Annotated in this window: 12 protein-coding genes and 1 pseudogene; 8 read left to right on the plus strand and 5 right to left on the minus strand. The window is 70.4% G+C overall.

The features are described from left to right. Both MKK50_RS00500 and MKK50_RS00505 read left to right on the plus strand, forming a co-directional pair. Positions 1 to 110, plus strand: a pseudogene (locus MKK50_RS00500) (IS110 family transposase); the annotation flags it as partial. Between the two features lie 528 nt (positions 111 to 638). Continuing rightward, complete coding sequence (locus MKK50_RS00505) at positions 639 to 1526, plus strand: outer membrane protein (RefSeq protein WP_253369090.1); 888 nt, start codon at positions 639 to 641, stop codon at positions 1524 to 1526. A 154-nt stretch (positions 1527 to 1680) separates the two neighbouring features. On the opposite strand, the gene trxA is transcribed toward MKK50_RS00505, so the two are convergent. Continuing rightward, a complete protein-coding gene (gene trxA / locus MKK50_RS00510) occupies positions 1681 to 2001 on the minus strand; it encodes a thioredoxin (RefSeq protein WP_183437853.1) in 321 nt (106 codons plus the stop codon). A gap of 352 nt (positions 2002 to 2353) precedes the next feature. Here trxA and MKK50_RS00515 point away from each other — a divergent pair, with 352 nt between their 5' ends. Then, positions 2354 to 3640, plus strand: a complete 1287-nt coding sequence (locus tag MKK50_RS00515; RefSeq protein ID WP_499019646.1) for a PQQ-dependent sugar dehydrogenase — start codon at positions 2354 to 2356, stop codon at positions 3638 to 3640. Positions 3641 to 3726: 86 nt separating this feature from the next. Here MKK50_RS00515 and addA read toward each other — a convergent pair whose 3' ends face one another. After that, positions 3727 to 7170, minus strand: a complete 3444-nt coding sequence (addA, locus tag MKK50_RS00520; RefSeq protein WP_499019649.1) for a double-strand break repair helicase AddA — start codon at positions 7168 to 7170, stop codon at positions 3727 to 3729. Then, complete coding sequence (gene addB / locus MKK50_RS00525) at positions 7167 to 10310, minus strand: double-strand break repair protein AddB (protein WP_499019651.1); 3144 nt, start codon at positions 10308 to 10310, stop codon at positions 7167 to 7169. Before addB ends, addA begins: the two co-directional genes overlap by 4 nt. A gap of 225 nt (positions 10311 to 10535) precedes the next feature. On the opposite strand from addB, the gene MKK50_RS00530 reads away from it, so the two are divergent. Beyond that, on the plus strand, positions 10536 to 11972 hold the full coding sequence (locus tag MKK50_RS00530) for a phospholipase D-like domain-containing protein (protein ID WP_499019653.1): 1437 nt from the start codon (positions 10536 to 10538) through the stop codon (positions 11970 to 11972). Here MKK50_RS00530 and MKK50_RS00535 read toward each other — a convergent pair. Further along, positions 11863 to 12642 (minus strand): endonuclease/exonuclease/phosphatase family protein, encoded by a 780-nt coding sequence (locus MKK50_RS00535; RefSeq protein WP_253369099.1) that lies wholly within the window; start codon positions 12640 to 12642, stop codon positions 11863 to 11865. The two genes, MKK50_RS00530 and MKK50_RS00535, sit on opposite strands and share 110 nt — an antisense overlap. 79 nt (positions 12643 to 12721) lie before the next feature. Then, entirely contained in the window at positions 12722 to 13549 is an 828-nt protein-coding gene (locus MKK50_RS00540; RefSeq protein ID WP_499019654.1) for an enoyl-CoA hydratase, read from the minus strand. Between the two features lie 141 nt (positions 13550 to 13690). On the opposite strand from MKK50_RS00540, the gene MKK50_RS00545 reads away from it, so the two are divergent. From MKK50_RS00545 to MKK50_RS00560, 4 genes are all read left to right on the plus strand, one after another. After that, positions 13691 to 14302 (plus strand): nitroreductase family protein, encoded by a 612-nt coding sequence (locus MKK50_RS00545; RefSeq protein ID WP_253369104.1) that lies wholly within the window; start codon positions 13691 to 13693, stop codon positions 14300 to 14302. Between the two features lie 125 nt (positions 14303 to 14427). After that, positions 14428 to 16068: an AMP-binding protein gene (locus MKK50_RS00550; RefSeq protein ID WP_499019656.1), complete on the plus strand. Its 1641-nt coding sequence runs from the start codon at positions 14428 to 14430 to the stop codon at positions 16066 to 16068. Between the two features lie 182 nt (positions 16069 to 16250). Next, on the plus strand, positions 16251 to 17657 hold the full coding sequence (gene ahcY, locus MKK50_RS00555) for an adenosylhomocysteinase (RefSeq protein ID WP_003606448.1): 1407 nt from the start codon (positions 16251 to 16253) through the stop codon (positions 17655 to 17657). A gap of 489 nt (positions 17658 to 18146) precedes the next feature. Beyond that, positions 18147 to 20690, plus strand: coding sequence for a sensor histidine kinase (locus tag MKK50_RS00560; RefSeq protein WP_499019658.1), 2544 nt, complete (start codon positions 18147 to 18149; stop codon positions 20688 to 20690). Positions 20691 to 20779: the final 89 nt, after the last annotated feature.

Consider the following 20779-nt stretch of genomic DNA (forward strand, 5'->3'; position numbering starts at 1 on the left):
ACGCAGGCAAACCCGCCAAGGTCGCCATCGTCGCCACCGGCCGACGCCTCGTCGTCCTCGCCAACGCCCTCCTCAAGGACGACAAAACCTTCGCTGAAAGCAACCTCATGGCTTGACCCGCAATACAGTCGCCGCTTGATCCAAGCGGGGACCGGATCGCCAAGCCCGCGCGGCGACTGAGCGAAGCCCAAATCCGCCATCCCGAAGGGATCAACCGGATTTGGCATGACACGGCGTCCGCCTGATCGAACCGGACATTCGACGAGACAGTACAAGGGCCGGAGATCCGCGCCGCAGGGCCATCGGTCGGCAAACCACACGGGGCGGGAGCGCCTCGCGCCGGGTGCCGGGTGCCGGCTCTGCCGCCGCCCGACGAAAGAGTCTTCGCCGACCTTCCGTCGTCCAGCCCGTGACCTGTCGAATCCTGCAACGGACGCGACGGTCTCTGCGCATCGTCTCGGCGATCTGTGCATCCTGATCGCCGGGACGACGTAAATCTGGTTTCGGCCTCCCAGCGCACCGGATGCAACCGCTCGCCGGGTCGTTTGTCGCGCCGTGGGTGTGGCCTGTTCGCTACATCTCAGGTCAAGGAAATGGTCTAGCTTGTGGGCGATCGGGTTTCTGCTGGGGATCAACAAGTGAAAAAACTTCTCACCTCTCTCGCCGCCTTCACGGCGCTGACCGCCGCGGCCTCCGCCGCCGACCTGCCGCGCCGCGCCGCTCCGCCGGTCTTCACGCCCATCCCGGTGTTCACCTGGACCGGTTTCTACGCCGGTTTCAACGCCGGCTACGGCTTCGGCGTCGAGGACAACGGTGCGGCTCCGGTCGTCGGCGTGAACAGCCTGACCGGCCTCGTGCGTCCCGGCCAGACGGCCGTCATCGCCTTCGGCGGCAACAACCGCAACGACGGCTTCGTCGGCGGTGGTCAGATCGGCTACAACTACCAGTTCACCCCGGGCTCCGGCGTCGTCGTCGGTATCGAGGCTGACGCTCAGTACGTCGACTTCGGCCGCAACCGGAACCAGTTCTCGGTCGTGAACAGCAACCCGGCCTTCCCGGGCATTGCCGCGCAGCAGGCGTTCAGCCCGAACGGCGTGTCCAGCCTCGACTTCTTCGGCACCGTCCGCGGTCGCCTCGGCTACGCCTTCGACCGCGTCCTGTTCTACGGCACCGGCGGCTTCGCCTACGGCGCCGGCGGCGGCCGTCAGTTCGGCCTGCCGAACTCCTCGACCGACGACTTCCGCACCGGCTACACCGCTGGCGGTGGTGTCGAGTACGCTCTCCCGACCGACTCGTTCCTGAACTTCTTCCGCTCCTCGGCGGTGACGCTGAAGGTCGAAGGTCTGTACGTGAACCTCGATCGCGGCGGCGGTGCCCTCAACGGCGCCTTCGCGGTGAACAACGCCGGCACGGTCATCACCACGGCCTCCCCGGGCGTGGTCGTCGTCTCCGGCCCCTCGCGCCGCAACGACACCGAGTTCGCCGTCGTCCGCGCCGGCCTGAACTACAAGTTCGGCAGCTACTAAGCCGAACCTTCGATAAAAGGGTCTCGAAACCAGGGAGCCCGGCCGCAAGGCCGGGCTTCTTGCGTTTCGCGCGCCATCACGTGCGCAAAGACACGAAAAAAGCCCGGCCTCGCGGCCGGGCTTCCTCGGGTCGTTCAACCCGAATCGGATCGGGTCAGGCGCTCGCCTGAATCCAGCGCGAGAGGTCGCCCTTGGGGGCAGCGCCGACCTTCTGGCTGGCGAGCTTGCCGTCCTTGAAGATCATCAGCGTCGGAATCGAGCGGATGCCGTAGGTCGAGGCGATGCCGGGGTTCTCATCGACATTGACCTTGACGATCTTCACCTTGCCCTGGAGATCGACGGAGATCTCTTCCAGCGCCGGGCCGATCTGCCGACAGGGGCCGCACCACTCCGCCCAAAAATCCACCACGACGGGCTCGGCGGACTGCAGAACGTCCTGCTCGAAGCTCGCATCGGTCACTTTCACGGTCGCCATCGTAAGTCCTTTCGACACGCGGGTCCCACGCGGGTGCATGGAGGGCCCCTGCGCAGAGGGCACCGAGAGCGGGTTCGGCGCCTCACGGTGAGGCGAGAATTGGCGACGCCTGACCGCTCGGTCAAGGCATCCCGCCCCGGCCGCAGGTCTGGCAGGCCGAACCCACATGGATAAGCCTGCGTTCGTCCCCGCAATCCCCCTGCCATCGCCCTGCCGGCATCCCTGCCGACGGCCGCGCTTCGTGACGAACCCCGTTGCGAGTCCGGCCCCTTGCACAGCCCAACCCTCGCCGTGGGCCGCCTGCGCCCCATTTGGCGGGCAAGATCGGCGACCCGCACAAGGATCAATCGACGTGACGCGCACCCTTTCCCTCTTGCTCGCCACCGTTGCGGCCCTCGGCCTCGATGCCCCTGCCTTCGCTCAGCAGCCCTCCGGACAGGAGACGCGCTCGCCCCGCATCGAGGGTGAATCCTTTCAGGCGCCGGCCGCGCCGAGCGCCGGTACGTCGGTCGCCGAGAAGGAGCCGCCGAACACCGAATACAAGCCGCTCCTGCCCAACCAGACCCGGGCGCCGGAGCCCGCGCAGAAGACCGAGTTCGAGACCGCCGTCGTGGCCAAGGGCCTGGAAAGCCCCTGGGCGATGGAGTTCCTGCCCGACGGGCGCATGATCGTGACCGAGAAGGCCGGCAAGATCCGCATCGTCGCCAAGGACGGCACGGTCGGTCAGCCGGTGGCCGGCGTGCCGAAGGTCGATCCGAAGGGGCAGGGCGGCCTGCTCGACATCACACTCAGCCCGAGCTTCGCCGCGGATCGCACGGTGTACTTCAGCTACAGCGAGCCGCGCGACAAGGGCAACGGCACCACGGTGGCCAAGGCCAAGCTGGTCGAGAGCGACGGCAAGGCCAAGCTCGACGACGTCAAGGTCATCTTCCGCCAGATGCCGACCTATGACGGCGACAAGCATTTCGGCTCGCGCCTCGTCTTCGCGCCCGACGGCAAGCTGTTCGTCACGGTGGGCGAGCGCTCCGACAAGCAGACCCGCGGGCAGGCACAGGATCTGACGAGCGGGCTCGGCAAGGTGTTCCGCATCGACACCGATGGCTCCGCGCCGAAGGACAACCCCTTCACCGGCGGCGAGAAGGCCAAGCCCGAGATCTGGTCCTACGGCCACCGCAACGTCCAGTCCGCCGCCCTGGACAGCCAGGGCCGGCTCTGGACCGTGGAGCACGGCCCCCGCGGCGGCGACGAGCTGAACCGCCCGCGCCCCGGCCTGAACTACGGCTGGCCGGTGGTCACCTACGGCATCGAGTACTCCGGCGAGAAGATCGGCGACGGCCAGACCCAGGCCGGCGGCACGGTGCAGCCGGTCTACTACTGGGATCCGGTGATCGGCCCCTCGGGCATGGCGCTCTACGACAAGGACCTGTTCCCGGCCTGGAAGAACCAGTTCCTCGTCGGCGGTCTCGTCAGCACCGGGATCGTCGCGCTCAAGCTCGACGGCGACAAGGTCGTCACCGAGGAGCGCATCCCGCTGGAACACCGCGTCCGCGACGTGCGGGTCGGCCCCGACGGCGCCGTCTACGCGGTGACCGAGGATGACGGCCAGATCGTCAAGCTGACCCCGAAGAAGGGCGGCTGAGGCTTACCAACCCGCAGCGACGCCCCCTCTCCCCGCATGCGGGGAGAGGGGGATGCACGGCCAACGTGTCGTCATCGACGATGCCGTCAAAGCCCGAGCTGCGATCCCTCCACCCGCCGCACCACCGGCCCCGAGGTCCAGACCAGCAGCGCCACGATCGCGTGCTCGGGCCAGATCGCGGCAGCGAGCCGCGCGTAGAGACTGACCTGGGCCGCCTCGCGCTCCGGCAGAGGCGCGTCGTCCGCGGGCGGGCGGCCGGTCTTGAAGTCACAGAGGATCACCCGGCCGTCCTCGACGACGAGGCGGTCGATCCGGCCGGTGACGTCGCGCTCGATCCCCTCGACGATGATCCGGCCCGAGAGTGCCACCTCGGCACGGGCTTGGGCCGAGAACAGCGGCGCGAGGTCCGGCGCCTCGATCAGCCGTAGAACCGAGCGGACGAGATCCTTGCGCTTGGACTCCTCCAGGGTTGGCGCGCGGGCACGGGCGAAGCGGTCGGCGGCCTCCGCCCGCCGGGCCGGCTCGATCCGCGGCAGGTGTTCGAGGAGCGAGTGGACCAGGGCGCCGCGACGGCGCGCTTCGGCATCCCCCAGGCGCCGCCGGGGCTGGCGCTGCCCGTCCGCCGCGCCAAGGGCACCCGAGGGACTCAGCGGCGGCGCGGCCTCGGCCTCCGGCGCCGCGGCCGAGAACAGCCAGTCCGGCACCACCTCGGGTTCCGGCGGAGCGGTGGCTTCAACGGCGGCGGCGGGCGCGGCGGCCGCGCCGTCGCGCCAGATCGTGATCGGCCCGTGCTCGGTCTCGAGCGCTTCGCCAGCCCCCAGCCCCCGCTCCAGGCCGATGCGGACCATCTCGCACCACGAGGCCGGCGTCTCCTGCGTCGCCCCGCGATAGGGCGCGATGACGAGGTGGTCGGCGGCCCGCGTCATGGCAACGTAGAGCAGGCGGTTGTGCTCCTCCCGCGCCCGCGCCTGGAGCGCGGAGCGGGCCCTGAGCGTCGCCGCGCAATCCTGCGTGCGCCCGCCGGTCCAAACCGGCGGCAATGGGCCGTCGGCGGAGTGGTCGAGGCCGAGCAGCGGCGGGTCGTTGCGGCCGAGCGGCTCGCAGCCGTCGATGACGACGACGACCGGAGCCTCCAGGCCCTTGGCACCGTGGACCGTCATCACCCGCACCTCGTCGCGGCCCGATTCGAGATCGCGCTTGACCGAGAGGCCGCTCTTATTCCGGCCGGGCCGCACGATGTAGTCGGCGAGGAACGCGTCGAGGCAAGGTGCATCGCCGCCATTCTCGGCGTCGGCGGCCTGGGCCAGGAACACGTCGATGGCATCGCCCGCCTCGCCGCCGAGCCGCGCCACCAGTCGGCTGCGCCCGCCATGGGGGCCGAGCAGGGCGGCATAAAAACCGAACGGGCCGTTTTCCGCCGCGAGCTGGATCCAGAGCCGCAGGGCCGCGAGGCCGCGGATCGCCGCCCCGTCGCCAGCCTCCGCGTGGCGGGTCAGGGCGTCTTCCAGCGTTTCGGCGAAGGGGCGGCGGGCGCAGATGCGGGTGAGGTCGTCGTCGCTGAGGCCGACCAAGGGCGTCTTGAGGGCGGTGGCGAGCGTCAGGTCGTCGGCCGGCAGCAGCCCGGCGCGGCCGGCTGCGACGAGGTCGAGCACGGCGATGTGCCCCGCGACCTCGAGCCGGTCCTGGCCCGCCACCGGCACGCCGAGTCCCTTCATCGCCCGGATCACCTCCTCGAAGGCGGCCGAGCGCTTACGCACGAGGATCAGCACGTCGCCCGGCCGCCAGACCCGGCCGCAGGCATCGCCCTTCGTCGTCCAAATCTTGACCGCGCGGGCGATGCGGCGGGCGGTGACGATGGCCGGGGCGTTGGGCTCCGGCGCATCGACGGGAGCGGCCCAGGCGTCGGGCTCCTCGGCGTCCGCCGGCTCCTCGATGCCCCAGAGTTCGACCGCGCCGTGCACCCCGGCACGGGCCGAGGCGTGGACCGTGCCCGGCGCGCCCGCGTCGAAGGAGAGGCCGGCAAAGTGCTCCGGTACGCCGAACACGGCATCGACCGCCGCGAGCACGTGGTTCGCGGTGCGGAACGATAGCCGCAGGCTGACATCGGCGAAATCGAGCCCGGCGCCTTCCGCCGCCTGCTCCCAAGCGCGGCGGGTCAGCTCGAACTCCCGCGGGTCGGCGCCCTGGAAGCTGTAGATCGACTGCTTGGGGTCACCCACGGCGAAGCGCGTGCGGGTGAGGCCGCGGGCGCCTTCGCCGGCCGCGAACTCGGCGGTGAGCGTGCGCAGGATCTCCCATTGCTGCGGGTTGGTGTCCTGCGCCTCGTCGACGAGGACGTGATCGACGCCGCGGTCGAGCTTGTACAGCACCCAGGACGCGCCGACCCGCGAGAGCAGATCGAGGGTCTTGTGGATCAGGTCGTCGAAATCGAGGGCGCCGAGACGCGTCTTCTGCGCCTCGACCCGGCGGTGGATCTCGGCAGCCAGCCGAAACAGGCCCAGCGTCCGGGCGAGCGCGCGGGCGGCGCGCAGGCTGTCGAAGAGCGGGATGAGGCGGGCCTGCTCGTCCAGCAGCGCCTGCTTCACGTCCTCCGGCACCGCCTTGGTGCCGAAGGATTTGGCCGCGCGCGGCTCGTCCTTGTCGGTGAAGAAGACCGAGCGGTAGGGGGCGAGCGCCTTGCCCGTATCGAGGGCGGCCTGCGCCGCCACGAGCCCGTCGGCGAGTTTTTCGTCGGTCGCCTTGCCGGTGCGCAGCCGGCCCGCGATCTCGCGCCAATCGCCGAGGCTGCTGCCCTTCAAAATTTCCGTCTCGATGGTCTCGACGCTGGCACCGTCCGGGAGCGCCAGGGCACGCGGCAGGCGGGCCAGCGCCGGCTCCAGGGCGCGGTGGTCGGAGAACAGGGCGCGGGTCCGCATCGCCGAGCGGATCGCGTCGCGTAGCGTATCGCCGGAGGCTTCGGCCCCGACCACGGCGAGCGCGTCGGAGAGCGCTTGGTTGCCGCCAAGGATCGCGTCGGCGAGCACGTTGTCGGTCTCGATCTCGAACGCCTCGCGCGACTGGTTGTCGTCGAGCACAACGAAGCGGGCCGGCACGTTGGCCTCGAACGGGAACATGTGCAGCAGCCGCTCGCAGAGCGCGTGCAGGGTCTCGATCTTGAGGCCGCCCGGCGTCTCGACGGCGCGGGCGAACAGACGGCGGGCGAGCCGCAGGGTGTCGCGGGTGGGCCGCTCGCCGGTGAGTTCGGTGAGCTCCGCGGTCAGCACCGCCTCCTCCAGCGTCACCCAGCGGCCGAGGCGCTGGAACACGCGGATCGACATGTTGGCGGCCGCCGCCTTGGTGAAGGTGAGGCAGAGGATGCGGCCGGGTGGTGCCCCGTCGAGGAGCAGGCGCAGCACCCGGTCGGTGAGCACCTTGGTCTTGCCCGCCCCCGCATTGGCCGAGACCCAGGCCGAGAGGCGCGGGTCGGCGGCCCGGCGCTGGGCCCCCTTGGTCAGGTCATCGACGGTGAAGCCGGTCAGCGGGGCGTTCACGCGGCCTCTCCTTCGCCGCCCAGCGACCATTCGAGCACGCGGGCGAGGTGATCGTACTCGTTGTAGGCGCGCTCGTATTGCGGATAGGGGCGCGACAGGTAGGCGGCTTCGCCGGTCATGTAGCGGGCGATCAACCCGCGCAGGCGCTGCCAGTGCTCCTCGACGATGGCCTCGACCGCCCGCGCATCACCCGGCGGCGGCTTGATCGGGATCGGCCGGAACGGCTCGCGCCCGCCCGAGGCGTGGACGTAGAGCAGATCCGGCGGGGAGGCGGCCTTCAGCCCCTCGAAGGCGCCGTGCATCAGCATTGCCGCCTCCAGGGTGAGCTGGGGCGAGAAACCGGCGAAGACCGTGCGGTTGCTCGGCGGCGTGCCGGTCTTGAAATCGACGATGCAGTAGCTGCCGTCGGCGCGGGCCTCGATCCGGTCGGCGCGGGCCGAGAGGGTGAAGGTTCGCTCGCCCAGGGGGATCGTCACCTTGCCCGAGCGCTCGGCGTGGATCGTGCGCAAGCCCTGACGCTGGCTCGCCTCCCATTCGAGGAAGGCGACGGCCATGCGCTCGTAGCGGGGAAACCACTCGGCGTAGAGTTCCGGGTACTGATCCTCGAGCGGGCCGAACGCATCAAGGGCGATGGTCAGGAGTAGGGCTTCAGCGTCTGCCGGCAGCGCGCCGGGATGGGCTGCGGAAAAATCGCCGAGGACCTTGTGGATCAGGCTGCCGCGCTCGGCCGCGCCCGGCACCACGGCGATCGGCTCCAGCGCTTCCAGCCCCAGGATATGCCGGGCGTAGATCGAGTAGGGGTCGCGCACCAGCGTCTCGATCTCGGTGACGCTGAGGCGCTCCGGGAACAGGGCAGGGTCGGGCTTCGGCGCCGGGCGCTTGAGGCGCGGCGGCGCTGCCTCCTGGCCGCGGTCGAGCCGCGCGGCGAGCCCGCGCAGGCGCCCGCCGCGGGCGATGGCCCCGGCCCAGACCGCATCCCCGCCGAAGGCACGCAGGCGCTGGAGGAAGCGCGATGGCACGGTCGGCGAGCCCTCCCGCTTGGCCGCGCGGGTCACGACGGCATCGTGGGTGCCGAGCCCCTGCACGAAATCGTGGGCAGCCTGGCCGATCCGCCGCTCCGGCGGGCTCAGGCCCACATCCCCGCGCATCGGCCGGTTGAGGAAGGCGTCGGTGGTCTGGCGCACCGGCCAGACCGCCTCATCGAGCCCGCCCAGCACGATGCGATCGACGGAGAGCAGGCGCGCTTCGAGCGGCCCGAGGATGCGCAGGCGCGGATGCGCGTCCCGCTGCGCGCAGGCCACGGTGCGGTCGCGAGCGAGCGCGGTGAAGAAGGCGGCGTAGTCGGAGAACCGGCCCGGCAGCTCTTCCTGCTCGGCGGATTCGAGAGCGTCGAACAGGCCGTCGAGGGTATCGAGGGAGGGATCGTCGGTCTCGTTTGCGTCGCCATCCTCCGCCCCGCCCATCATCCGCTCGCAGGCCTCGCGGTGCCCGGCGGCGAGCGCTACGAGGTTGCCGATCTCGGGCTGCCGATCGGTGCGGAACGCATCGAGGGCGATCTCCAGCCGGTCGAGGATTTGCTCGGCCAGATCCCAATCGACCGGCTTCAGGCGCTTCTTGGCGCGCGGCACCCGCTCGGTGGCGTTCCGTTGCAACGCCACCGCCGCGCGCATCCCATCGAGACTGTTCTTCGGAATCGGGGCGGGGCCGCGTAGCCCCCCGATTTCCAGGGCCGCGGCCGCGCGCACGACCTCGCTGCGGGTGAGCCCGAGCCGGACGAAGGGGTGGGCGAGAAGCGCGATGACGCGGGCCGGCGCCATCTCGGCGGCGAGTTCGGCAACGAGCCGGGCGAAGCGCCCCGCCTGCGAGCGCGCCAGACTCAGGCCCGCCGAATCCTCCGCCGTGATGCCCCAGCGCGCGAGTTCGGCCGAGACGCGCAGCGCCAATCCGCGGTCGGGCGTGACGAGGGCCGCGGTGGCGCCGGGTGTCTCCAGCGTTTCGCGGAGCGCCAGCGCGGCGACCAGCGCCTCCTCGCGCTCGTCCGCCGCCTCGACCACGGCGAGGCCCGCCATACCCTCCTGCGCGAGGGTCATCCGCTCGGCCGCATCGAGCCCGGCCCAGGCGTCGGTGGTCTCGGCGGGGCGCAGGGCCTGCGACAGCAGCTTTTCGCGTGCCACCGCCTCGGGCGGGAGAGCCCCCAGCGTCTCGATATCCTGACGCTCGACGGCAAAGCCCCTCGGCCCGGTCAACGCCCGCAGGATCGCCTGCGGATGGCCGTGGGCGACCTCCCCGCGCTTGCCGCCGGCGCCGTCGATGGCCTCCCAGCCCTCCGCATCGAGGTGCAGGTCGAGCCCCGGCAGCACCACCGCGCCGCGGGGCAGGCGGGCCACCGCCGCGATCAGCCGGGCAGTGGCGGGCACCGAGCCGGTGGAGCCGGCCACGACCACCGGATCGCCCGGCCGCTCGCGGAAGAGCCGGTCGGCCTCGGCGAGCACGAGGCGGCGGGCGCGGGCGGTGGGGTCGGCCAGCGAACGGGCGGCGAGGATGTCGGGCCAGTGCTCGGCGGCGATCTTCAGGAAGTCGAGGGTGAGGCGGAAATAGCGCGAATGTTCGGCCTCCACTGCGGCCGCGATCTCGCTCCAGGGCAGTCCCTCGACGGTCAGCGCGTCCATCAGCCCTTCGAGGTCGGCGGCGAGCGCCACCGCGTCGGCGGGGGAGGAGGGGACGAGGAAGGGCACCTCGTCGTCGATGGGCAAGAGTTCGCGGTCGACCGTCTCCGCCCATTTCTGGACGAGGCGGGCCAGGATCAGCCGGCGCTCCAGCGCGGGGATCGAGGGGTAGAGCAGGTCCTCCGGCGTCTCCAGAAGCGTGTTGGACGAGAGGTCGAGTTCCGCCTCATCGGCTTCACCCAGCGGGATCATCCGCGGCAGCAGGGCCGCGCCGCCGAGGCGTTGCGCCAGCACGGTCGAGAGTGCGCGCACCGCCCGCTGCGTCGGCAGGTAGAGCGTCACCGAGGCCAGCGCGAAGGGATCGCCGCCGACCGCGCCGACGAGGCGGCCCGAGACGAGGGCGTCCGCCAGCGTCGGCAGGAACGGCGCGCCGGGGGGAATCGTGAAGACGCGGGGGGCGGCGCTCGCGGACATGCTCGACGGTTTGAACCTGACGCTCTGCGGTCGGGACCGACCACCTGAGGGCAAGATGGTGAAGGCTTTCGAAAAGAGGCAGGCGCCGGCCTCGGCCGCTCCGCCCACCGTTCGAGCTTTGTTCTAGCATGGGGCGGCGATTTGTGGAGGGCCGCCTGTTCGCCGCACCAGGCTTGGCTTATCTCCTCCGCCGTTCCCCGACAGGGCAGCGCAGTAGGCGGACCGGTGGAAGAAGTTTTCATCCGATGGCTCGGCTCGACGGCCTCGCTCCGCAGCGAGATCGTCACGGCCATCGGCCTCGTGCTCACGTTCGGCGTCAGCGTCCATGTGCTGCTGCGCAAGCGCGTGGTCGGCGCGGCGATCGGCTGGATCGGGCTGGCTTGGCTGGCACCTGTGTTCGGGACGTTGCTCTACCTCACCTTCGGCATCAACCGAGTGGAGCGGCGCGCCCGCCGGCTGAAGCGGCGCCCCTCACAGACCATCGACGACACGCCGCAGCCCTCCGCTCACGTGCCCGAGCGCTACCACGCCCTCGACTTGGCGGTGCAAGCGGTCACCGGCCTGCCGACGGTGGCGGGCAATCGGTTCGAGATGTTCCGCAACGGCGACGAGGCCTATCCGGCGATGTTGGCGGCGATCGGGGAGGCGCGCCGCAGCGTCGCCCTGTCGAGCTACATCTTTCGCGACGACGCCACCGGCCGCGCGTTCTGCGACGCGTTGAAGGCGGCGCAGGATCGCGGCGCCGAGGTGCGCGTGATCCTCGACGGCATCGGCAGCGGCTATTTCTTCCCGGCCGCGTGGCGGCATCTGCGCCGGCTCGGGGTGCCGGCCGGCCTGTTCATGCACTCCGTCCTGCCCTGGCGGATGCCGTTCCTGAACCTGCGCACGCACAAGAAGCTGCTGATCCTCGACGGGAGGGTCGCCTTCACCGGCGGCGTCAACATCTCCGACGGTAACCGGGTCTCGGAGAAGCCGGACTTTCCGATCCGCGACACGCATTTCCGGATCGAGGGCCCGGTGGTCGAGCACCTGACCCAGGCCTTCATCGCCGATTGGCTGTTCGTCAGCGACGAGGAGTTGGAAGGCGAAGCGTGGCTGCCGCCACTGGCGCCGGCCGGCGCGGTCACCGCCCGCGTCGTCACCTCCGGCCCGGACGCCGATATCGAGAAGATCGCGACCGTGGTGCTCCAGGCGATCGCCTGCGCGAAGGAGTCGATCCGGCTGACGACGCCCTATTTCCTGCCCAACGAACTCGTGCTGAACGCACTCAGCCTCGCGGCGGCCCGGGGGATCGCGGTCGATGTCGTCATCCCGCGCGAGAGCGACCACCGCTTCGTCGATTGGGCGACCCGCGGCCATATCGATCCGCTCCTGAAGAGCGGCGTGCGGGTCTGGATCGACGAGCCGCCCTTCGATCACTCGAAGGCGATGACCGTCGATGGGCAATGGTGCTTCATCGGCAGCGCGAACTGGGATTCGCGCAGCTTCCGCCTGAACTTCGAGCTCAACGTGGAGGTCTACGACGTGGCGCTGGCCCGGGCGCTCGAAGCGTTCATTGCGACGAAGTTTCAGACCCCCCTGCGCCAGGCCGACCTCGACGCCCGCTCGCTCCCCGTACGCCTGCGCGACGCAGCCGTCCGACTGCTTCTGCCATACCTCTGAGCCGGCCGACCGAGGCGGTCCCCTCCGGCGCGGGGGAGAGGTGCACCACGATCGGGTGATGGTCGGAGAGCCCGCGGGGCAGGACCATGCGCTCGTGGCAGACGAGCCCGCGCACGAGGCAGCGGTCGAGCCGCAGCGGTAGCACATCGACCATGGCGTGGGTCGGCCGCCGGGGGCCGACATCGCGGAAGCCCGGCAGCAGCGCCGGGCCGACGATGTTGTAATCGCCGAGCACCGCAGCGCGCGGCGGAAGGTGGCTCTCGATCCGCCGCAACTGGCGCCGATTCAGCACCTGCCCGTGCGAGAGGTGCACGTTGGCGACGCCGAACTCGCCGGTGTCGAGCACTTGGCAGACCCGGTCGATCAGTACCCCCGGCGGCAGGGTGACGATCTCGGGCGGGTTGGGCCACGGCGTCGGGCTCCACATCGCCGGACCGTGGATGCGGCCGGGCAATTGCGCCCAGGCATAGACCCCGCCGACCCGCTTGGTCAGCGCCGCGATCTCCTTCGTCGCCTCCTGCATCAGCAGGAAATCCGGCCGCTCCTGCTCGATCAGCGTCACGAGGCAATCCACCGCCGCGCCGGTGCGGCGCAGCAGGTTCCAACTCACGATCTTCTTCGTGTTCGGACCCGGCTCGGCGGTGATCGGAGGGGGACGTCTGAGGAGCATGGCAGTCCGTTTGCCCGGATCACGTGACGGCTTCAGGGCGACGGGGAGGCAATGCGCGGAGGGCGGATCGGTTCGCGCATCACTGCGCCGCGCCAGGGTACTTCCCCTGATTCTGCCCGTGATTCTTGCGGTCGAGGAAAGCCCCGATGCCGTCTTCCGCCGCCCGCGCCAGCATGTTCTGCGTCATCACGCGGCCGGCATGGGCGTAGGCGTCAGCCAACGGCATCTCCAGTTGCTCGTAGAAGGCCCGCTTGCCGACCCGCACGGTGTATGGGCTACGCGCGGCGATCCCAGCGGCGAGCGCCTTCGCGGCGGCCAGAGCGCCGCCCGCTTCCACCACGTCGTTGACGAGGCCGAGGTGCCGGGCCTCCGCCGCATCCGCCATGTCGGCGGTGAGCAGCATCCGCATCGCCGCCTTGCGCGAGAGGTTGCGCGAGAGCGCTACCATCGGCGTCGAGCAGAACAGGCCGATCTGCACGCCCGGCGTGGCGAAGCGCGCCTGCGCCCCCGCCACGGCCAGATCGCAGGACGCCACGAGCTGGCAACCGGCCGCCGTCGCGACGCCCTCCACCGCGGCGATCACCGGCTGGGGCAAGGCGGGGATCGCCATCATCACGTCTGAGCACAGCGCGAACAGCGCCTCGAACCGTTTCGCGCCGCGGTCGGGGTCGCTGCGGTAGCCCGTCATCTCCTTGAGGTCGTGGCCGGCGCAGAAAGCGGGACCCGCCCCTGCCAGCACTACGGCGCGCACCGCGTCGTCCCCGGCGAGGTCGGCAAAGGTCGCGCGCAGCGCTTCGAGCAGGGCAAGGGAGAGGGCATTGCGGGCACTCGGCCGGTTGAGCGTCAGGGTCGCGACGCCGTCGCGGTCCTCACGCAGCAGAAGAGGGTTCGTGCCGGTTTCGCCCATGAGCATCCTCGTCGCGCCGATGTCATGAGGCGTGTTCTCGCTCGCCATGACAAGCGCGGCAATGCCGCCCCCTAGCCCGCTGTTGTGCGGTGCCATACCGTGCGCCGCACCAAAGCCCTGCCAGCCTGGAGATCGCCTCCGTTGACCGACGAGACCACCCGCCCCACCACCCGCACGCCCGACCACGCCATCGAGCCGATCTTCGCCGAGCGCTGGTCGCCACGCGTCTTCACCGGGGAGACGGTGCCGGAAGCCGAATTGCTGCGGATGTTCGAGGCGGCGCGCTGGTCGCCCTCATCCTACAACTCGCAGCCCTGGCGCTTCCTCTACGCGCTGCGCGGCACGCCCGAATGGCAGACGTTCTTCGAACTCCTTGTGCCCGGCAACCAGAAATGGGCCGAGGGCACCGGTGCCCTCGTCTTCCTCGTCTCCAGCGAGCGGATGAAGGTCGGCGAGGAATTGAAACCATCGGCCAGCCACTCGCTCGATGCCGGCGCCGCCTCGCTCGCCTTCGCGCTCCAGGCCAACCGTCAGGGCTGGCACGTCCACGGCATGGGCGGCTTCGACCGGGAGCGGGCGCTCACGGTGTTGAACGTCCCCGAGCATCACCGGGTCGAGGCGGCCTACGGGGTCGGACGCGCGACACCCTGGGCGGAATTGAGCGAGGAGCAGAGGGCCAAGGAGCGCCCGAACGGCCGCCGCCCGATCACCGACTTCGCCTTCCGCGGCGGCTTCCCGCAGCAACAGGACTGAACGCAGACGGCCGAGCGCAGCACGCGGATCGGCGCGGCCTGCACGGGGATGGATGAGAGACACCCGGACGCGCTCGGATGCGGCGCGGCCGGGCGGAAGAGGCGGGACCGGCCCAGCGCTGCCGCATGTTTGAGGACATTGCCGTGCCGGAGCCGGCCAACACCTATGAAAAACTCGTCGCGGATTTCCGCTGGGAGATCCCCGAGCGCTACAACATCGCGGCCGATGTCTGCGACCGCTGGGCGCTGAGCGAGCCCAACCGCACCGCGCTTCTCGTGCTCGGCCCCGACGACCGCCCCGAGCCGGTGAGCTACGGCCGCCTGCGCGCCGATTCCCTGCGGCTCGCGGCGGCGCTGGCCGCGCGCGGCGTCGAACCGGGCGACCGGGTGGCGGTGCTGCTGCCGCAATCGGCGGCGGTGGTGGTGACGCACTTGGCCGCCTACCGGCTCGGGGCGATCGCGCTGCCGCTCGCCGGCCTGTTCGGGGAGGCGGCCCTGCGCCACCGCCTCACCGATTCCGGCGCACTTGCGATCGTCACCGATGCACCCGGGCTGGCCAAGCTGGAACGGCTGCGCGCCGACCTGCCGGATCTCGTCACGATCCTCTCGGTCGATGGGGCAGGGGAGGCCGCGGAGGATTTCTTCGCGGCCCTGGAGAGCGCCCCGGACCGGTTCGAGACGCGGGCCACCGGGCCCGACGATCCGGCGCTGATGATCTACACCTCCGGCACGACCGGCCTCGCCAAGGGGGCGCTGCATGGTCACCGGGTCCTGCTCGGCCACCTGCCGGGCTGGAGCGTGATGCACGGCTTCCCGCCCGAGGGAGCCGGGCTGATGTGGACCCCCTCCGACTGGGCCTGGGCCGGCGGCCTTCTCAACGTGTTGATGCCGTCGCTGCGCCTCGGCATGCCGGTGGTCGCCCGACCGCTCGGCCGGTTCGAGCCGGAGACGGCTTTCCGGCTGATGGCGGATCTGCATGTCACCCACGCCTTCCTGCCGCCGACCGCGCTGCGCATGCTGCGCAGCGTCGCGAACCCGCGTGAGACATTCGACCTCTCCGCCTTGCGCAACATCGCCTCGGCCGGCGAGGCGCTCGGGGCGGAGACCTTCGATTGGGCGCGCGATGCCCTCGGCCTCACCATCGGCGAGGCCTACGGCCAGACCGAGTGCAACCTCGTTCTGGCTTCCAGCGCGCGGATCGGCGTGGCGCGGGCCGGCGCGACGGGCCGGCCGGTGCCCGGCCACCGCGTCGCGGTCTTGCGCGAGGACGGGACCGAGGCCGACGCGGGCGAGACCGGCGAGATCGCCGTTCGCGCCCCCGATCCGGTGCTGTTCCTCGGCTACTGGCGCCAGCCCGAGGCGACCGCCCGGAAAATCCGCGACGGCTGGTGGATGACCGGCGACCAGGCGCGGCGCGACACGGAGGGCTACATCCGCTTCGTCGGCCGCGAGGACGATCTCATCACCTCCGCCGCCTACCGGATCGGCCCGGCCGAGATCGAGGCCTGCCTCTGCGCCCATCCGGCCGTGGCGCTTGCCGCCGCGGTGGGCGTACCCGACCCGCTGCGCACCGAGACCGTGAAGGCCTTCATCACCCTGCGCGCGGGCTTTTCGCCCTCCGAGGCGCTGGCCGCCGAGATCCTCGCCTTCGCCAAGGCCCGGCTCTCCGCCCACGAGATGCCGCGCGCGCTCAGCTTTCGCGACACCCTGCCGATGACGACGAGCGGCAAGATCATCCGGCGGCAATTGCGCGACGAGCCGGCCTGAGCCCCCAGCCGTTCACCCTGGAATTAAACGCATAAAGACATCTTTATGTCTTGATTGCTCCCTAGAGCGAGCCCTGCTACAGGGATGGCCGACCCGGCCGGGTGAACCGGCCGATGCGCCGGGCTGAAGTGCCGAAACGATTGGTCGTTTCGCGCCGGCCACGACTGAAAAGGGATACCGAGATGGCAGTTGCCAACGATTACATCGTCAAGGACATCGGGCTGGCCGATTACGGCCGCAAGGAAATCTCGATCGCCGAGACCGAGATGCCCGGCCTGATGTCGACCCGCGCCGAGTACGGCGCGTCGCAGCCGCTGAAGGGCGCCAAGATCGCCGGCTCGCTGCACATGACGATCCAGACCGCGGTGCTGATCGAGACCCTGAAGGCGCTCGGCGCCGACATCCGCTGGGTGTCGTGCAACATCTACTCGACCCAGGACCACGCCGCCGCCGCCATCGCCGCTGCCGGCATCCCAGTCTTCGCCGTGAAGGGCGAGACCCTGACCGAGTACTGGGACTACACCTCGAAGCTGTTCGACTGGCATGACGGCGGAATGCCGAACATGATCCTCGACGACGGCGGCGACGCCACCATGTTCGTCCATCTGGGCCTGCGCGCCGAGAACGGCGACACCGCCTTCCTCGACAAGCCGGAATCCGAGGAGGAGGAGGTCTTCTTCGCGCTCCTGAAGAAGAAGCTCGCCGAGAAGCCGAAGGGCTGGTTCGCGGGTCTGGCCGACTCGATCAAGGGCGTCTCCGAGGAGACCACCACGGGCGTGCACCGCCTCTATAACCTCGCCAAGGAGGGCAAGCTGCTCTTCCCGGCGATCAACGTGAACGACTCGGTCACCAAGTCGAAGTTCGACAACCTCTACGGCTGCAAGGAGTCGCTGGTCGACGGCATCCGCCGCGGCACCGACGTGATGATGGCCGGCAAGGTCGCGATGGTCGCGGGCTTCGGCGACGTGGGCAAGGGCTCGGCCGCTTCGCTCCGCAACGCCGGCTGCCGCGTGCTCGTCTCCGAGATCGATCCGATCTGCGCCCTGCAGGCGGCGATGGAAGGCTACGAGGTCGTCACGATGGAAGACGCGGCGCCCCGCGCCGACATCTTCGTGACCGCCACGGGCAACAAGGACATCATCACGATCGAGCACATGCGGGCCATGAAGGACCGTGCGATCGTGTGCAACATCGGCCACTTCGACAACGAGATTCAGGTCGCCGGCCTGAAGAACCTCAAGTGGCAGAACATCAAGCCGCAGGTCGACGAGATCGAGTTCGCCGACGGCCACCGCATCATCCTCCTCTCGGAGGGCCGCCTAGTGAACCTCGGCAACGCGACGGGCCACCCGTCCTTCGTGATGTCGGCCTCCTTCACCAACCAGACGCTCGCCCAGATCGAGCTCTGGACGAACCCCGGCAAGTACGAGCGTCAGGTCTACACCCTGCCCAAGGCCCTCGACGAGAAGGTCGCGGCGCTGCACCTCGAGAAGATCGGCGTGAAGCTTTCCAAGCTCCGCCCCGATCAGGCCGCCTATATCGGCGTGTCGCAGACCGGCCCGTTCAAGCCCGAGCACTACCGCTACTGATCGGCCGTCGGGCCTTCGGCTTCCGCGCAGGAAATCGGAGGCCTGGTGCCGCTCAGCGTAAGATTCGCGAGGAAGCCCGGCCCATGGCCGGGCTTCTTTGCGTTTCGGCGACATCCGCCGCAGGTGCGGCAGGTGACGGATGTGGCCGCGAATCTGTTTTGGCGGTCGCCGCGGCGGCGCGAAGTCAGATGCCGGCCCTAGCCCGACGCCCCGAAAGTCTTAAAAATTCGTCAAGTGCCGATTTTGGCGGTGTGGCTTTTGGGTGCTGTGTGGCGCCGGAATGCAGAGCCGACGGGTTCCGGGCCATAAAGGCGCTTCCAGGCGGAATCGACCCCGCGTTACAGTGGCGCGAATCTTCGGAAGCAGGTGCCCGCGCGGCGGCGGCAAGCCGGTCGCGGCGGTGGGTATTTGCCCGGTGCCGTCCGGGAGCTTTCCAGGCGTGGGCCCGAGGGCCTGCGGAGCGTGCCGGGTTTGGGGTGGGGGCGGGACATGGGTCTGGAACGGGCGGCGCGCGCCCTGTCGCGCGTCGGCGTCCTCGTCGTCGCGGCACCGGTCGCGGCACTCGCCGAGGGCGCTCCGTCCATTGAAGCGAGGCCGATGCTGGGAGCGATGCAGACGCACAACGTGGCCGGCCTCGCCGTCGTCCTCGGCCTGATCCTGTTCGCGACCATCCTGTCGCTGGTCTATCTGCGCGAGCGCGTCGGCTGGACGCGCAAGGAGCGCGCGCTTCAAGACGAACTCGCCCACCTTCGCGGCGCACATGACCGCGCCGAGATGCTGCTCCATTCCGAGCGTCAGGTCCTCGTCGCCTGGGCCGGGCGCGGCGAGCCGGCGATCGTGGGCGATGCGGGCTTTGCCCAGGATCTGCGAAATCAAGATCCCCGACATCAGGATCCCCGACATCAGGATCCGCGCGGGCTTCAGGGCGGCTCCCGGCACCTGCTTGCCTTCGGCACGTGGCTCGCGCCGCAGGACGCGCAACTGCTCGACTCCGCCGTCGCGACGCTGCGCGAGCGCGGCACCGGCTTCCGGATGAACCTACGCAGCCTGGCCGGGCGCTACATCGAGGCGCAGGGTCAGGCGGTCGGCGGGCGGGCATTGCTGCGCCTGCGCGAGACCACCGACGAGCGCCGCGAGCTGATCGAGCTGCGCCACACGCTGGAGGAGGCCAAACGCGGCCTGTCCGCGCTGGCGGGCCTGCTCGACGCGTTGCCGCAGCCGATCTGGCACCGGAGTCCGGACGGGGCGCTCGCCTTCGTCAACGCCGCCTACGCCGCCGCCGTGGAGGCCCCGAACCGCGAGGCCGCCCTGAGCCACGGCCTCGAACTGCTCGACCGGGGCGCCCGCGAACAGATCGTCCGGCAGGCACGCCGGCCGGGCCTGCCCGCCCAGGCCCTGCGCCTCTCGGCGGTGGTGGCGGGCGCGCGCCGCACCCTCGATGTCAGCGAGAGCACGCTGGAAACCGGCCGGGTCGGTATCGCCGTCGATGTCTCGGAGCTGGAGAGCGTACGGGCCGACCTGCAGCGGCAGATGGACGCCAATGTCCGCACCCTCGACCAATTGCCGACCGCGGTGGCGATGTTCGACGCGCGCCAGCGCCTGATCTTCCACAACGCCGCCTATCAGCGGCTGTGGGACCTCGACCCGGCCTTCCTCGAAGGCCGCCCGCTCGACGGCGAGATCCTCGACCGCCTGCGCGCCGCGCGCAAGCTGCCCGAGCAGGCCGATTTCCGTTCGTGGAAGACCGATGTGCTCGCCGCCTACCGCGCGGTCGAGCCCACCGACACGCCCTGGTACCTGCCCGACGGGCGGACGCTGCGCGTCGTCGCCGACCCCAACCCGCAGGGCGGCCTGACCTATCTCTACCACGACGTCTCGGAGAGCATGAAGCTCGCCTCGCGCTACGACGCGCTGATGAAGGAGCAGGCCGAGACCCTGGAAGCCCTCAAGGAGCCGGTGGCGGTGTTCGGCGCCGACGGGCGCCTGACGGTGGCCAACCGCGCCTTCGCCGCGACCTGGCGCCTCGACCCGGCGACGCTCGCGGGCAAGCCGCATGTCGATGCGGTGATCGCCGCCTGCCGGGCGCTGACCCCGGACCAGAGCCCCTGGGCCGGCATCCGCCAATCGGTCACCGGCCTGTCCGAGACCCGCAGCGGCCATAGCTGCCGCCTCGACATCAACGACGGCACGGTGCTCGACTGCTCCTCGCAGCCGCTGCCGCTCGGCGCGACGCTGCTGACCTTCATCGACGTCACAGCGAGCGCCAACGTGGAGCGGGCGCTGACCGAGAAGAACGACGCCCTGGAGCGCGCCTCGCAACTGCGCGACACCTTCGTCCACCACGTCTCCTACGAACTGCGCTCGCCGCTCACCAACATCATCGGCTTCACCCAGCTCCTCGGCGACGAGACGGTCGGGGCGCTGAACGAGCGTCAGCGCGAATATTCCGAGCACATCATGCGCTCGTCGGCCGCGCTGCTCGTCATCATCAACGACATCCTCGACCTCGCCTCGATCGATGCCGGCTCGCTCGAACTCCAGCGCGAGACCATCGACGTGCGCGCGACCGTGGAGGCCGCCATCCGCGGCATCGAGGATCGGCTGGCGGAATCCGATATCGGCCTCGACCTCGACGTGCCGGAGGGGGTCGGCAGCGTGTTCGCCGACGGCAAGCGGGTACGCCAGATCCTGTTCAACCTGCTCTCCAACGCGGTCGGCTTCTCCGCGCCCGGACAGCAGGTCCGCGTCGAGGCGCGGCGTGAGGGGACGGCGCTGCGCCTGACGGTGACCGATCGCGGACGCGGCATCGCGCCCGAGGTCATCGACCGGGTGTTCGACCGGTTCGAGAGCAACACACTGGGCACCAAGCATCGCGGCGTCGGCCTCGGCCTCTCGATCGTGCGCTCCTTCGTCGAGCTGCACGGCGGCCGGGTCGAGATCCACTCGGCACCGGGGACGGGCACGCGCGTCACCTGCCTCTTTCCCGTAGAGCCGCCGCCGGGCAATGGCGATCTCGCCGAGGCCGCCGAGTAGGACCGGGCGTTCACGGAATCGGGATGAGATTGGCCGACGCCGAGGGGCGGGGCTCACCGCGGCTGCTGAAAATGGTTAAACATCCCCCG

The sequence above is a fragment of the Methylobacterium sp. J-043 genome (assembly GCF_022829505.1).
GTDB lineage: Bacteria > Pseudomonadota > Alphaproteobacteria > Rhizobiales > Beijerinckiaceae > Methylobacterium > Methylobacterium extorquens_A.